This window comes from Martinezella lusitana (assembly GCF_010668395.1).
Lineage (GTDB): Bacteria > Pseudomonadota > Alphaproteobacteria > Rhizobiales > Rhizobiaceae > Rhizobium > Rhizobium lusitanum_A.
The window spans coordinates 240,871-254,742 of record NZ_WUEY01000006.1; the positions used below are offsets into that span (position 1 = coordinate 240,871).

The window sequence follows — 13,872 nt, forward strand, 5'->3', positions numbered from 1 at the left end:
ATTGTCAGACGGTCGCTGCCGCGTCCGCCAGTACCTTTTCCGTGCCGTAAAGCCGGAGGAAGGCGCTGACCGCCTTTTCCGCCTGACGGCTGGTATCCTTCAAACCGGGCTCGCCGAGCAGCATGCGGACATGCAGGTCGGAAACGATGAGCCCGTAAAGCGTATGATATGCCTCGTCGGCATCTGTAAAGCGCAGCAGCCCTGCCCGCTTGCCGGCGTCGATCAGACCGCTGGCGCGGCGGTCGATCTGCCGGCGGCCGCGCTCCAGCAGAAGCTTGCCGAGCTTGGAGCCGTCACGATTGGACTGGCCGATCGCCAGGCGGTTCAATGCGAGCGAAACGTCGCCGGCCAGCACTTCCAGCAGATCGCGGGCGAAAATGACGAGATGGTCGTGCAGGCTCGCTGCATTCAGCCGCTCGCCATTGCGCTCGAAGGTACGGACCTTGCTCGCCTGATAGGCAATCATTGCCGACAGCAGACCGTCGCGGTCGCCAAACCACTTGTAAAGACTTTCCTTGGAGCAATTGGCGGCGCGTGCGACGCCCGAAGTCGTCAGCGCCTTTTCGCCGCCATCGACGAGCAGACGCAGCGCCTGTTCCAGAACGGCGTTCTGGCGCGGCGAAAACTCGCTCGACTGTCCTACTTCGCTCAGCACGATGGCCACTCCCAAATGCGTACCGTACCGTACGGTTCGCGGCGCTTTATGCTATACGGCAAAGCGGTCGTCAAGCGGAATTCGTTGCTGCACTGCGCCAAAAAATGAGAGTGCTTGTCAGCGGATGCATGCGGCAGCTAGAGCTTGCGACGCATCTGCTTGTTCGCTGGAAAACCCCGATGAAAATAGAGCAATCGCTTCCCTCCGAAACATCCGGTAGCCTCGCGCGGCCTGTTGGAGACAAGCGGCGTATATTCGTCCGCATCACAGGAATTTGCCTTGCAGCCGGCCTGCTTCCCCTGCCCGCCTCAGGCCACTCAACGGTAGAGCTGGGCGCCGGACCCGCCGGACGCTATTGCGGCAAGCTTCTATCGAGCGGAGAACTGCTCCAGGCCGAGACATCCATGCAAGTCGACGGGCAAGGTCACATCTCAGGGACTTATCGCTTCGACGACGATGGAACGACGACAATCGGAACGCTGTCCGAAGTCGGGACGGCCAGCGACACGACGCGAACGCTACGCTGGTTTGACAAATACGGAACGGGGTCCCTGATAATCCGCTTCACATCGGACTATCAACGCTTCGAGGGCCTGTGGGGATCGCAGGGTGCCGCTCCCAGCTACACCTGGGATGGCGGCGAATGCGGTACTCCCATCAGTTGATCGAAGGCCGGAGATAGGGTCGAAGCCTATTCCGCTGCCGCCGCGCTGCGCATGGCCTCGACGTCCTTCAAGGGCGGCAGGCCGTAGAGACGGCTGTATTCGCGGCTGAACTGCGAAGGGCTCTGATATCCGACGCGGTGGCCGGCCGATCCGACGTCCAGTTGCTCGACGACCATCAGCCGCCGCGCCTCATGAAGCCGAAGCTGCTTCTGATATTGCATCGGCGACATCGCGGTTACCGCCTTGAAATGATGATGCAGCGACGAAACGCTCATGCCGACGCGCTCGGCCAGCTCCTCGATGCGCAACGGCTGGGCGAAGTTGCTGCGCAGCCAGCTGACGGCACGCGCCACCCTGTTGCTCTGCCCTTCCGCCGTGGCGATCTGCAGCAGCCGTGGCCCGTCCGGACCGGTCAGGAGACGATAGAGGATTTCCTGTTCGATCAAGGGCGCCATGGCCGGTATGTCGTCCGGCGTGTCCAGCAGCCTGATCAGCCGCAGCGTCGCGTCGAGAAGCTCCGGCGGGGCATGGCTGACGGCAAGGCCGCGCATCGCATCCCCCGTCAACGCCTGACGCGGAATGCTGACCCGTGACAGCAACTCGTTCAAGCGCTCGCTTTCCAGCGACATGGCGAAACAGAGATAGGGCGTGGCATTGGCAACGCCGGTGATCTGCGTCGATACCGGCAGGTCGAGCGCGGTCAGCACATACTGCCCGGCGCCGTAGTGAAAGGTGTCGGCGCCGAGCGTCAGGGACTTGCGGCCCTGAACGACCACGGCAAAAGCCGGCCGGTAGGCCCTGTGCTGCAGCGGCGTATCCGCCGATTGCCGATGCAGAGTGACGCTGGGGATCGGCGTGGCGAACTCCCCGTCCTCCACGGCGAAACGTGCAACGATGGAAGCGAGTTCCTGATTGGGATTGAAGGGCAGTGTCATGCGCAACCGATTGTTTTTGAGAGCCTGTCGACACTTATCTAGGTGGCCTCTGCCGCCGGCAAAAGAGCAGCCGCCTATTTAGATTCGCAGGATCGTACATAAAGCTTGCAGGATCGCTCTAACGCAGTGGTCCGATCCCGATGCATAGTCGGCCATCCCAATTCCACTCCCAAACCATCCGAAAAGATAAGGAAGTTTCCCATGCCTATCGCAAAGGGTTATGCAGCAACCGACGCGTCCAAACCGCTCGTCCCCTTCACCTTCGAGCGCCGCGAGCCGAACGACGACGACGTCGTCATTTCGGTCCAGTATTGCGGCGTCTGCCATTCCGACATCCATCAGGCCCGCAACGAATGGGGCGGCTCGAAATATCCGATGGTGCCCGGCCACGAAATCGCAGGCGTCGTGACGGCTGTCGGCTCGAAGGTGTCGAAGTTCAAGGTCGGCGACCGCGTCGGCGTCGGCTGCTTCGTCGATTCCTGCACGACTTGCGCCACGCGCGACCTGGATTACGAGCACTACATGCCGGGTCTGGTCCAGACCTATAACGACGTAGAAGCCGACGGCAAGACGCCGACTTTCGGCGGCTATTCCGACTCGATCGTCGTCAAGGAAGGCTATGTCCTCTCCTTCCCCGACAACATCCCGCTCGACTCGGGCGCGCCGCTGCTTTGCGCCGGCATCACGCTCTATTCGCCGCTGCGCCACTGGAAGGCCGGTCCGGGCAAGAAGGTCGCGATCGTCGGCATGGGCGGCCTCGGCCACATGGGCGTCAAGCTGGCTCACGCCATGGGGGCCGATGTGACCGTTCTCAGCCAGACGCTGTCGAAGAAGGAAGACGGCTTCAAGCTCGGCGCCAAGGATTATTACGCCACCAGCGACGCCGAGACCTTCACCAAGCTCGCCGGCAGCTTCGACCTCATCATCAACACGGTCGGCACCGCCATCGACTGGAACGCCTACCTCAACCTGCTGAAATATGATGGCAGCATGGTGCTGGTCGGCGTTCCCGAACATGCGGTTCCGGTTCATGCCTTCTCGCTCATCCCCGGCCGCCGCAGCCTCTCCGGCTCCATGATCGGTTCGATCAAGGAAACCCAGGAGATGCTCGATTTCTGCGGCGAGCACAACATCGTCGCCGAGATCGAGAAGATCAGCATCCAGGAGATCAACGAGGCCTATGAGCGCGTGCTGAAGAGCGACGTCCGCTACCGCTTCGTCATCGATATCGCCTCGCTGGCCTAACCGGACAAAGGGCGGCGTCTTGTCGGACGCCGCCCTCCTTCATTCCTCGCGCATGCTTTCTCTCTGCGTGATCAGCCGGGCGCTGTGCTGCCGGCTGATGTAGATCCACAGCCAGCTCCAGGCGACGGCGATGCGCCAGCGCACGCCGATCAGGAAGTAGATGTGGGCGAGACCCCAAACCCACCAGGCAAGCCATCCCCTGAGTTTCAGCCAGCCGAAATCGATGATCGCGGCGCTCTTGCCGATCGTTGCCAGGCTGCCTTGATGGCGATAGCGAAACGGACCGGGCGCCGGTTTGCCGGCAAGCTTTGCCTTGATTACCTTGGCGACATAGGCGCCCTGCTGCTTGGCGGCCGGTGCGATTCCCGGCACGGGGCTGCCGTCGTCGCGCATCACGGCTGCCGTATCGCCGATAACGAAGACATCTCCCTTGCCCGGCGCTCTCAACTCCTTGTCGACCACCGCGCGGCCGGCACGGTCGGCGGGGATATCCAGCCACTTTGCAGCCGGCGATGCCTGGACGCCCGCTGCCCAGACGATGGTGCGGCACGGTACGAAGACATCGCCGATCGTCACCCCTTCCGCGGTGCAGGAGGTGACGGGCTTGCCGAAGCGGAGGTCGACCCCATGCGATTCCAGCTCCCTGCGCGCATAGTCGGACAGGTCTTCGGCGAAAGCCGCCAGCACCCGCGGGCCGGCTTCCACGAGGATGATTCTCGCCTTGCTCGTATCGATATTGCGGAATTCCTTCGGCAATGTCGTCCTTGCCAGCTCCGAGATGATCCCGGCAAGCTCCACGCCGGTCGGACCGGCGCCGACGATGACGAAGGTCAGGAGCGCGTTGCGGATGGCCGGGTCCGTTTCCAGCTCGGCCTGTTCGAAGGCCAGCAGCACACGGCGGCGGATGGTCGTGGCGTCCTCCAGCGTCTTCAATCCCGGCGCCACCGGCTCCCATTCGTCATGGCCGAAATAGGCATGGGTGGCCCCGGTCGCCAGCACCAGCGTATCGTAAGCAATCCTTTGCCCGTTCTTCAGAAGAACTTGACGCGCCTCGCTGTCGACACCGACGACTTCGGCAAGCAGCGTCGTCACCTCCGGCCTGTCCCTGAAGAAATTGCGGATCGGCCAGGCGATCTCGGAGGTGGCCAGCAAGGTCGTCGCGACCTGATAGAGAAGCGGCTGAAACAGATGATGATTGCGCCGGTCGACCATCGTGACACGAACGGGTGCGCCTTTCAGATCGTTGACGAGCTGCACCCCGCCGAAACCGCCCCCGACAACGACAACGTGATGATCCTGCATGGCAACACCTCATGGCTACGTTTCGCGGAAAACGTAGGGTTGAGAAGAGTAAGCAGCAACACTCTTTTATGCATGGCACCCGTGCGCGGCCACGATACTGCGAAACATCTACTGCGCATAACTCACTGGAATGGACGCTCCGCTTTTCAGCTCTTCCATGGAGATCGAGGCCGAAACATCGAAAAGCTCGATCTTGCGCACGAGCATCTTGTAGATGACATCGTAATGCTCCACCCGTGGCAGCACGATTTTCAGGATGTAATCATAATTACCGGTGAGACGGTGCGCCTCGACGATCTCGGGAATGTCGCCGATCGCCTTGCGGAAGGATTCGATCCACTCGTCGGCATGATGCGCCGTCTTGATGAGGGCATAGACCGTCGTCGGCACGCCCATCTTCTCGCGATCGAGCACGACGATGCGCCGGGCGATATGCCCGCTTTCCTCCAGCCGCTGGATGCGGCGCGAGCAGGCAGAAACCGACAGGGCGACGCGGTCGGCCAGTTCGGTGACGGATATGCCGGCATCCGCCTGCAAGAACTCGAGAATCTTTCGGTCGCGGTCGTCAAGCATGTGCGGTAATCCTGTTCCGTGCGCCTCCATTTTGCATATAATTCGAAAAATGCGCAAACTATTGCAGCCAAGCTCTGATAAGTTTCGAAAAATGCAAACATGCGGCGGCTGAATCGCAGCACTATTGCTCCAACCACAATCCAGGAGCGGAGAACAGCATTATGCGCACCATTGGCCTGATCGGCGGCATGAGTTTCGAGAGTTCGGTCGTCTACTATCGCCTGATCAATGAAATGGTCCGCGAGCGGCTGGGCGGTCTCTCCTCGGCCGAAATGGTCATGTACTCCGTCAATTTCGAGGAAATCGTCGCCCTGCAGAAGGCTGGACGCTGGAACGACGCCGCCGATCGGCTTGCCGATGCCGCGCAGCGCCTGCAGACGGCCGGCGCCGAATGCGTGCTCATCTGCACCAACACCATGCACCTGATCGCGCCCCAGGTTGCCGAACGGGTATCCGCGCCGCTCATACACATTATCGATGAAACCGCTGCGGCACTGAAGGCCGCCGGTCGGGCAAAGCCCCTCCTGCTCGCCACGCGCTACACCATGGAGCATGGCTTCTATGCCGAGCGCATGGCCAGGAACGGCGTCTCGATCATGGTCCCGGGCGCGGAAGATCGCACAGTGACGCATGACATCATCTTCAACGAGCTCTGCGCCGGCGTCATCAAGGACGAGTCGCGCCGGAAGCTGAACGCCATCATCGAGCGCGCCAAGGCCGAAGGCGCCGATAGCGTCATTCTCGGCTGCACCGAGATCTGCCTCATCCTCGATCCGAAAGCACTGATCCTGCCCGGCTTCGACACCACGACGATCCACGCCGAAGCCGCCGTCGACTTTGCGCTGGCGAATGAAACGGCCAGCAGCAGCTGCGCCGCTTGATCTCGATCAATTTACTTGACTGAGTCAAATAAATAATGGACATCGTCTCCTATATTTGAGGAGACGATGTCATGATTCCTGCCGCCGAATTTGCGACCATCGATGCTGTCCGCGACTTCAACCGCTTCTACACCAACTTTCTCGGCGTTCTGAACAAAGCCTATCTCGACAGCCCCTACACGCTGACGGACGTGCGCGTGCTGTTCGAAGTCGGCTTTCGCGGCGGCGTCGCGGCCTCGGCTCTGACCCGCGACCTCCACCTCGATCCCGCCTATCTCAGCCGCATCGTCAAGCGCTTTCGCGAGGACGGGCTGATCGAAACGACGCCGGACCCGATCGATGCGCGCAGCCAGATCATAAAAGTCACCGATAAGGGACAGGCGAAATTCGAGGAATTCGTCCGCCGCTCGCGCGCGCAGATCGCCGGATACTTCGAAAAGCTCGCGATCGGCGAACCCGAACGCGTCGTTGCGGCGATGCGGACGATTCAAGACACGCTCGGCACCGACGAAACCGCCGCCGCTCCCGCCATCATCCGCCATCACCGCATCGGCGATATCGGCTGGATCGTGCAAAGCCAGGCACGATTCTACAGCGAGGAATATGGCTGGGATCATCGCTTCGAAGGACTGGTGGCCGAAGTCGCCGGAAAGTTCCTCTCCAATTTCAATCCGCAGAAAGACCGGTGCTGGATCGCCGAAAGAGGCGGCCTGAATGTCGGCTCCGCCATGATCGTCGATGGCGGCGATGGCGTGGCGAAGCTCCGGCTGCTCTATGTCGACAAGGCCGCACGCGGCCTCGGCCTCGGCAAGCTGCTGGTCGACGAATGCATCCGCTTCTCGCGCGATGCCGGCTATAAGAAGCTCTCGCTCTGGACCAACGACATCCTCGACGCCGCGCGAGCCATCTATATCAGGGCGGGATTCAAGCTCGTCGTGGAGGAAAGGCATCGCATGTTCGGCCCCGAGCTGAACGGTCAGACATGGGTGCTCGATCTGTGAACCTGTCGGGCGCATAGACACGCCCAGGGTTGAGCCATATTCTCGATACACCCTCATTTGTGTCGAGATATCAGCTGATGATGACGAATGCCGAAATCCGGATACTGCCGATTGCCGCCGAATATATCGAAGGCTTTCACAAGGCGCTCGATACGGTCGCGCGCGAGCGGCAATATCTGACCTTGCTCGAGGCCTCTCCATTGGAGAAAACCCGCGCCTTCGTGCTCGGCATGATCGAGAACGGCAATCCGCAATTCGTTGCCTTGGCAGATGGGACGGTGGTCGGCTGGTGCGACATCAGCCGCCACACATTTCCCTCACACGCCCATGCCGGTCGTCTCGGCATGGGCATCATCCCGGCTTATCGCTGAAAGGGGTTGGGCCGTCGATTGATAGAAGCCACTCTGCAGGCTGCCCATGATGCGGGAATGGAACGCGTCGAACTCAGCGTACATGCCGACAATGACAGGGCCATAGCGCTCTATGAGAAAATCGGCTTCGTCCGAGAGGGTCTGGCCCGCAAATCCGTTCGCATAGATGGTCGTTACAAGGACGCGATCCATATGGCGCTGTTCCAGGAATAACAGGACCAATACCCACAATTTCGATCGGATTTTTTTGCATCGCAAAAATTCGCTTGATTTGGAAACGATCATTTCCTAAAAGAGTCGCATGACAACAGGCACGCTCGACATCGCACCGAAGCTTCGTGGACGCCCGCGCGAATTCGACATGGATTCCGCGCTCGACGAAGCGCTGCGCGTCTTTTCGGAGCGCGGCTATTACGCCGCCTCGATCAGCGAGTTGACCGAGGCCATGGGCCTGACCGCCGGCAGCGTCTACAAGGCGTTCGGCGACAAGCGCGGCGTCTTCCTCGCGGCTTTCGGACGGTATCGCCACGTCCGTCAGCAGATGATCGACGACACTCTCGCCGAGGCTCCGAACGGTTATGAGAAGCTGCGCGCCTTGGTGACATTCTTCGCCGAAGCCTCCTGTGGCGAGATCGGCCGCCGAGGCTGCCTCGTGGTCGGCAGCGCGACCGAGCTTGCGCTTTTCGATGAGGAAGTCGCCAGCCGCGTCGGCGTGGCGTTCGATTTCGACGAACGCCGCATTCTGGATCTCATCCGCATGGGTCAGGCTGATGGCTCCATTGCCGAGCATGTCGACCCGGAAAGCACCGCCTGCGCCTTGCTTGCCCTCACCAAGGGCATGCGCGTGATCGGAAAAACCGGCCGCAAGACCGAACATATGCTCGCCGTCGCCGAGGCGGCCATGAAACTGCTGAACTGATTTTCATCCAAATTTTCGGGGAACGCATCCCCCTGCCCACATCGAGGACGAGTCATGCCCGCAACTGCCGCCGCCAGACGGGAGAGCACGCCGCTCCCTGAAAAGACCATTTCGCCACTGCTGACATTCATGTTCGCCGCCGCCTGCGGGCTGGTCGCCGCCAATCTCTATTACGGGCAGCCTCTTGCCGGCCCGATCAGCCAATCGCTCGGCTTCACGCCGGCCGCCACGGGCCTCATCGTGACGCTGACGCAGATCGGCTACGGCCTCGGCCTGTTGCTGATAGTGCCGCTGGGAGACCTTTTGGAAAACCGCAGGCTGGTGCTGACGCTGGTGGCGCTTGCCGCCGTCGCGCTGGTCGGCGCGGCCTTCGCGTGGTCGCCGTCCCTGTTTCTGCTGGCCTCCCTCTGTATCGGCCTGGCCTCCGTCGCGGTGCAGGTCCTCGTCCCCTTCGCGGCCCATATGGCGCCAGACGCGAGCCGCGGCGCGGTGGTCGGCAATGTCATGAGCGGCCTGCTCGGCGGCATCATGCTGGCCCGCCCAGCGGCCAGCTTCCTGTCCGAGCTTCTGTCCTGGCACGCGGTTTACATCATCTCGGCCGGCATCATGGTCGGGCTGATCGTCATCCTGCGCGCAGTCCTTCCGACCCGTATACCGCACACCAAGCTGCACTATGGACAGTTGCTGTCCTCCATGGGGCATCTCGCGCTTCACACGCCGGTCCTGCAGCGTCGCGCGCTCTATCAGGCCTGCATGTTCGCCTCCTTCAGCCTTTTCTGGACAACGACACCGCTATTGCTGGCGAGCCCGGCCTTTGGGCTGACGCAGAACGGCATTGCTCTCTTCGCCCTTGCCGGCGCGGCCGGCGCGGTCGCCTCGCCGATCGCCGGGCGCGTTGCCGACCGTGGCTGGACGAAGCTTGCCACCACCTTCGCCCTGGTGCTTGCCATCGTCGCCTTCCTGATCGGCCATTTTTCCGGTAGCGGCTCGTTGCTGGCGCTGATCACGCTGACGCTCTCCGGCATCATGCTCGACTTCGGGGTGCAGACCAACCTCGTGCTCGGCCAACGCGCCATCTTCGCGCTCAGCGCCGAACACCGCAGCCGCCTCAACGGCCTCTACATGGCGACCTTCTTTGGCGGCGGCGCCCTCGGCTCCGCGCTCGGCGGCTGGGCCTATGCGACCGGCGGCTGGACCATGGCCTCCTGGATCGGCGTCGCCTTCCCGGTCATTGCGCTACTTGCCTTCCTGACCGAGCGCAAGAACTGATCAGGACGGCTGCGGCGCGGCTCGCCGCAGCCAGTCGCATTCCCGCAAACCCGCTCCGTTAAACGGATCGATCAGCGTGCCGGAAACGATGCCCGCGAGAATTTGCGGGGCCGGCGGCACCTTGGCGATGGTGGCGACCAGCCGGTCCCGGATCCATGCCAGAGCCGCCGCATCCGATTGATAGAACGGTGTGAATGCTGCCGAGAGCAGCTGGAATAGCCGCACATGCATCCGCCGCGCTCTGGCATAGGCCAAAAGCGCGGCCTCGATGCTTTCATGTCCGGCAAGGGCGTGCGCCAGCGCCGCCACATCGAGCAGCGCCATATTGGCGCCCTGCCCCAGCTGCGGGCTGGTGGAATGAGCCGCATCGCCAACAAAAACCGTTCGCCCGCTGAAGGGCGTTCTCACGGTACGGTGAGCATAACGGGCCAGCGTCAACTGATCCCAATCGGTGATCTGCTCCAGCAAGGGCTCACATTCCGGCCAATAGCCGCGGATCGTCTGCTTCCAGCGATCGAGCCCGCGCTTGCGCACGTCGTCCGCATCCGCGACCTTCAGGCTCCAGAACAGGGCCGCCTGTTTCGGCATTTGCGGCCGTCTGCTGCCGACCGGCAAAACACCGATCATCACGCTCGCCTTGTCATAGCGCTGCGTCAGCGCCGCCTGATCCACCAAACCGTCCGGGCACTCGAGCGTCGCCCAGAAGGCGCCGTAGACGAGATTGCGTGCACGCGGCGCCACGGGCGACGACGCCACCAGCTCCGAGCGCGCGCCGCTGGCATCGATGACGAGATCATAGGGTCCGAGACGGTCGCCCCCTTCGACGGAAAGATAGCTGCCGCTCGCCTCCTCCGTCACGCCGATGACACGCAACCCGGTGTGAATTGGATGTCGCCGGGCGGAGACCTCGTCGTGAAGCGTGTCGAACAGGGCGGCGCGATGCACGCCAAGCCCGTAGCGGCCACCGGGCAAGGCGCTGTAGCGCACATCGAGCACGATGCGGCCATGGGTGGTTTCCGTGCCGAACAAGCGATCGATGCGGTTGCCGGCGGCGTGAATCGCCGGGCCGAGCCCAAGCGATTCAAGGACGGTCAATCCGGTCGGCTGAAGCATCAAAGCGGAGCCGACAGGAGCCGGGCTGTCAAAGCGCTCGATGATGTCGGTCGCATGGCCGGCGCGGGAGAGAAGAAGGGAAGCGGCAAGACCGGCAGGCCCGGCGCCGACGATGGCAATCTTGAAAGGCTTCACTCTGCGATGCTCAGTCCGGCGATTGATCGAAACGCGTTCTTGCGGCCCTGACGGCCTCGTGATTGGCTTCCGCCCAGTTCAGAAGTTGCGCCAGCGGCACATAGAGCGAACGTCCGAGCTCCGTCATCCGATATTCGACGCTCGGCGGCTTGGTGGGAAACACCTCGCGATCGACATAGCCGTCGCGCTGCAGGTCGCGCAAAGTCTGCGTCAGCATGCGTTGGGAAATATCGGGCACCAGCCGGCGCAATTCGCCGAAGCGATACGGCCGTTTTGCCAATGTTTCCAGCAGCAGCACCGACCACTTTCCGCCGATCTGCGAGATCAGGTCACGCACCGGACAGTTGCCGAAATCGAGATTGCTGAGGTCGACGTCGCGCAATGGCGGGTCTATGCTGCGCAGGTTGACGACGGTGCTGGCGCTCATGCCGGTTCCCTTTTGGTAACTTGGAGCCGAAAAACTGCCTCCTTTACACCGTGAAGTCAATTCCTATTCTAGTGCTAGTCTCTTTTTGAGAGCAACCAGGCCCCCGCAAATACGTGGCGGTCAAACAAGGATAAAGACATGAGCAGCACTCTTCTCGTCACCGGCGCCGCCGGTCAGCTCGGCCAGCGCGTCATCCATCATCTGCTGGAGACATACAAGGTCGCGCCCGGCCGCATCATCGCCGCAACGCGCAGCCCGGAGAAGCTTGCCGATCTCGCCGCGAAGGGTGTCGTCACCCGCAAGGCCGATTTCGATGACGCCGCCACCCTGTCGGCCGCTTTTGCCGACGTCGATCGCCTGCTGATCATCAGCACCGATGCGCTCGCCGTTCCCGGCTTGCGGCTGAAGCAGCACACGGCCGCCATCGAGGCCGCCAAGAAGGCTGGCGTAAAGCACATTCTCTATACCTCCATGCCCGCTCCGGAAACGTCGCTCGTCACCTTCGCGCCCGACCACCTCGGCACGGAAAACGCCATCAAGGCAAGCGGCATCGGCTACACGATCCTGCGTGACGCCTGGTACTTCGACAATTATCTGATGGGCTTGCCGCACAGCCTCGAAGTCGGCAAGTGGTACACCGCAGCGGGCACCGGTCGCGTCAGCAACATCAGCCGCAACGATTGCGCGCTTGCCATCGCTGCGGCGCTCGCATCCGATACGACCGATAACGCGACCTATACGCTGACGGGTTCTACCGCTCTCACCATCGAGGACGTGGCAAGCGTCGTCAGCAAGATCACCGGCCGCCCGCTTGAGGTCGTGCAGGTCAACGACGAACAGTTCGCCGCGGGCCTCACCGGCGCCGGCCTGCCGAAATTCGTCGTCGACATGCTCGTCTCCGCCGACGCCAACACCCGCGCCGGCAACTTCGACCTCCTCACCAACGACTTCAACAAGCTGACCGGCAAGGAGCCGCAGACGCTGCGCAGCTTCATCGAGGAACACAAGGCCGCGTTGCTCGGCTGAGTTTGCGGGAGGGGCAGGCTGGTCTGCTGTTGCAGCATTTCTATGCCTGCCCCCTCACCCCAACCCTCTCCCTACATGCGGGGCGGGGGAGCTTCCTGCCTAGAGGTGAACCACAACTGAGTGGTGTAGGCCCCGATCTATGCTGAATGAAATGGACACGCCTCCAATACACGACACCGCCGTAAGTTGACGCTTAATTCGTCTAATGGTTGTCCTGCTCAGCTAACCGGCAATTCCTTCTGCTTCAAGATACCCGCCTGAGGCAGCATTGTTATGCAATGCGAATCCGATGTCTCTTGGCTGAAGAGAATCTCTGTAGGCGATGGATCATAGGGGCGCGGGTCTCCACAATATCTCGTATCGACGTCAATGCCCTTTATCTTGGCCAGCTCATCCAGAAGTCGATACTGGTTATAAACCTCGTCTACCTGGGCTACCGCGACGCCTTTTACCGAAGTCATAAACCCCCAGTAGACATAGACCCAAAATGGGGTCATCGCTTTGCCGGCCCTTACCATGGTCTTTTGAACAAGTAACGTCTCGTGACCGGCCTCAACTTTCGATATTCGTAAGCGCTGGACGTAATCAATGCCGATCAGACTAAACCGAGGGACCGACCATCTCTCAATTTCCTTTTCTTCGACGCTCACGCCGTCATGCATTGCCTCCCCATTGGTGGGTGTGATGCATTTGTTCTCAGCGATAGCCTTTCGTGTCGAGGGCAACACCGGCGTCCGGCTTGTAAAGATTTCTGGGCACGATGAAAGTTGTTGTACACGATAAGTTACAACTGTGGGCGATCCTAGGCGTTGATCTCTACGGACGGTAATTGACTGCACCGAACCCGTTAACAACAACCTTTGACATACGACCTTGCAAGGCGCGCGCTCCCAGGGCGCCAATCCATAGCCGTCGTATCCGCTATCAACGATAAATTGGATCGATGTGGGTTTCTGCTGTAGGTCAAGGCGCATATCGTCGGCGAGGTAACCGTCCAAAGTTCGCTGAAGTTCCCCGTCAGCCAGTTGTCCCGGCAGCGTTGCAAGGGCAATCATGCTTGCAATGCCAATAACTCCGGCGAGACGCGTTCGTCGGGTCATTCGCCAGACTGCATATGCCGGAAGCGCTACGGTAGCATACAACCATAAAATCGGCAGCAGTATCGCCGCCCCGAAAGTAAAAACTTCCAGAAACGCTCCCAGCGTGGGAAACAACAGCATGCCACCGCCAAATATGGCTAACAATAAATAGATTTTTTCGGCCACGTATCGCCGAGCGACGTTTTTAGTACACATCGTACTGCGTAGCTCCGCATGCGAGTGCCAAATGGCACAGTTCTATTAGTCACCAATTTT

At 61.2% G+C, this 13,872-nt stretch carries 14 protein-coding genes and 1 pseudogene; 8 read left to right on the forward strand and 7 right to left on the reverse strand.

The genetic code is table 11. From position 1 onward, the window contains the following. Window positions 1-4: 4 nt before the first annotated feature. Entirely contained in the window at window positions 5-655 is a 651-nt protein-coding gene (locus GR212_RS16350) for a TetR/AcrR family transcriptional regulator C-terminal domain-containing protein (protein ID WP_163987624.1), read from the reverse strand. Between the two features lie 179 nt (window positions 656-834). Here GR212_RS16350 and GR212_RS16355 point away from each other — a divergent pair, with 179 nt between their 5' ends. After that, window positions 835-1,320: a hypothetical protein gene (locus GR212_RS16355; RefSeq protein ID WP_246725785.1), complete on the forward strand. Its 486-nt coding sequence runs from the start codon at window positions 835-837 to the stop codon at window positions 1,318-1,320. Between the two features lie 26 nt (window positions 1,321-1,346). Here GR212_RS16355 and GR212_RS16360 read toward each other — a convergent pair whose 3' ends face one another. Then, window positions 1,347-2,255: an AraC family transcriptional regulator gene (locus tag GR212_RS16360; RefSeq protein ID WP_163987625.1), complete on the reverse strand. Its 909-nt coding sequence runs from the start codon at window positions 2,253-2,255 to the stop codon at window positions 1,347-1,349. A gap of 201 nt (window positions 2,256-2,456) precedes the next feature. On the opposite strand from GR212_RS16360, the gene GR212_RS16365 reads away from it, so the two are divergent. After that, window positions 2,457-3,500 (forward strand): NAD(P)-dependent alcohol dehydrogenase, encoded by a 1,044-nt coding sequence (locus GR212_RS16365; protein ID WP_163987626.1) that lies wholly within the window; start codon window positions 2,457-2,459, stop codon window positions 3,498-3,500. Between the two features lie 39 nt (window positions 3,501-3,539). On the opposite strand, the gene GR212_RS16370 is transcribed toward GR212_RS16365, so the two are convergent. Together GR212_RS16370 and GR212_RS16375 are read right to left on the reverse strand one after the other, a co-directional pair. Continuing rightward, window positions 3,540-4,802, reverse strand: coding sequence for an NAD(P)/FAD-dependent oxidoreductase (locus GR212_RS16370; protein ID WP_163987627.1), 1,263 nt, complete (start codon window positions 4,800-4,802; stop codon window positions 3,540-3,542). Between the two features lie 108 nt (window positions 4,803-4,910). Further along, window positions 4,911-5,375, reverse strand: coding sequence for an Lrp/AsnC family transcriptional regulator (locus GR212_RS16375; protein ID WP_163987628.1), 465 nt, complete (start codon window positions 5,373-5,375; stop codon window positions 4,911-4,913). Between the two features lie 161 nt (window positions 5,376-5,536). Between GR212_RS16375 and GR212_RS16380 the strand changes: the two genes are divergently transcribed. The 5 genes and pseudogenes from GR212_RS16380 (at window position 5,537) to GR212_RS16400 (ending at window position 9,816) form a co-directional block, all read left to right on the forward strand. After that, a complete protein-coding gene (locus GR212_RS16380) occupies window positions 5,537-6,256 on the forward strand; it encodes an aspartate/glutamate racemase family protein (RefSeq protein ID WP_163987629.1) in 720 nt (239 codons plus the stop codon). A 71-nt stretch (window positions 6,257-6,327) separates the two neighbouring features. Continuing rightward, on the forward strand, window positions 6,328-7,257 hold the full coding sequence (locus tag GR212_RS16385; RefSeq protein ID WP_163987630.1) for a bifunctional helix-turn-helix transcriptional regulator/GNAT family N-acetyltransferase: 930 nt from the start codon (window positions 6,328-6,330) through the stop codon (window positions 7,255-7,257). 77 nt (window positions 7,258-7,334) lie between these two features. Next, window positions 7,335-7,841, forward strand: a pseudogene (locus GR212_RS16390) (GNAT family N-acetyltransferase). 88 nt (window positions 7,842-7,929) lie between these two features. Beyond that, the gene (locus GR212_RS16395) at window positions 7,930-8,547 is read left to right on the forward strand and encodes a TetR/AcrR family transcriptional regulator (protein WP_163987631.1); all 618 of its coding nucleotides are present in this window, start codon (window positions 7,930-7,932) and stop codon (window positions 8,545-8,547) included. A gap of 54 nt (window positions 8,548-8,601) precedes the next feature. After that, complete coding sequence (locus GR212_RS16400) at window positions 8,602-9,816, forward strand: MFS transporter (protein ID WP_163987632.1); 1,215 nt, start codon at window positions 8,602-8,604, stop codon at window positions 9,814-9,816. Here the strand turns inward: GR212_RS16400 and GR212_RS16405 are convergent, their stop codons facing one another. Both GR212_RS16405 and GR212_RS16410 read right to left on the reverse strand, forming a co-directional pair. Continuing rightward, on the reverse strand, window positions 9,817-11,064 hold the full coding sequence (locus GR212_RS16405) for an FAD-dependent monooxygenase (RefSeq protein ID WP_163987633.1): 1,248 nt from the start codon (window positions 11,062-11,064) through the stop codon (window positions 9,817-9,819). Between the two features lie 10 nt (window positions 11,065-11,074). Then, entirely contained in the window at window positions 11,075-11,491 is a 417-nt protein-coding gene (locus GR212_RS16410; protein ID WP_163987634.1) for a winged helix-turn-helix transcriptional regulator, read from the reverse strand. Window positions 11,492-11,629: 138 nt separating this feature from the next. Between GR212_RS16410 and GR212_RS16415 the strand changes: the two genes are divergently transcribed. Continuing rightward, entirely contained in the window at window positions 11,630-12,517 is an 888-nt protein-coding gene (locus GR212_RS16415) for an SDR family oxidoreductase (RefSeq protein WP_163987635.1), read from the forward strand. Window positions 12,518-12,735: 218 nt separating this feature from the next. On the opposite strand, the gene GR212_RS16420 is transcribed toward GR212_RS16415, so the two are convergent. Then, on the reverse strand, window positions 12,736-13,782 hold the full coding sequence (locus GR212_RS16420; protein ID WP_163987636.1) for a hypothetical protein: 1,047 nt from the start codon (window positions 13,780-13,782) through the stop codon (window positions 12,736-12,738). Window positions 13,783-13,872 lie beyond the last annotated feature (90 nt).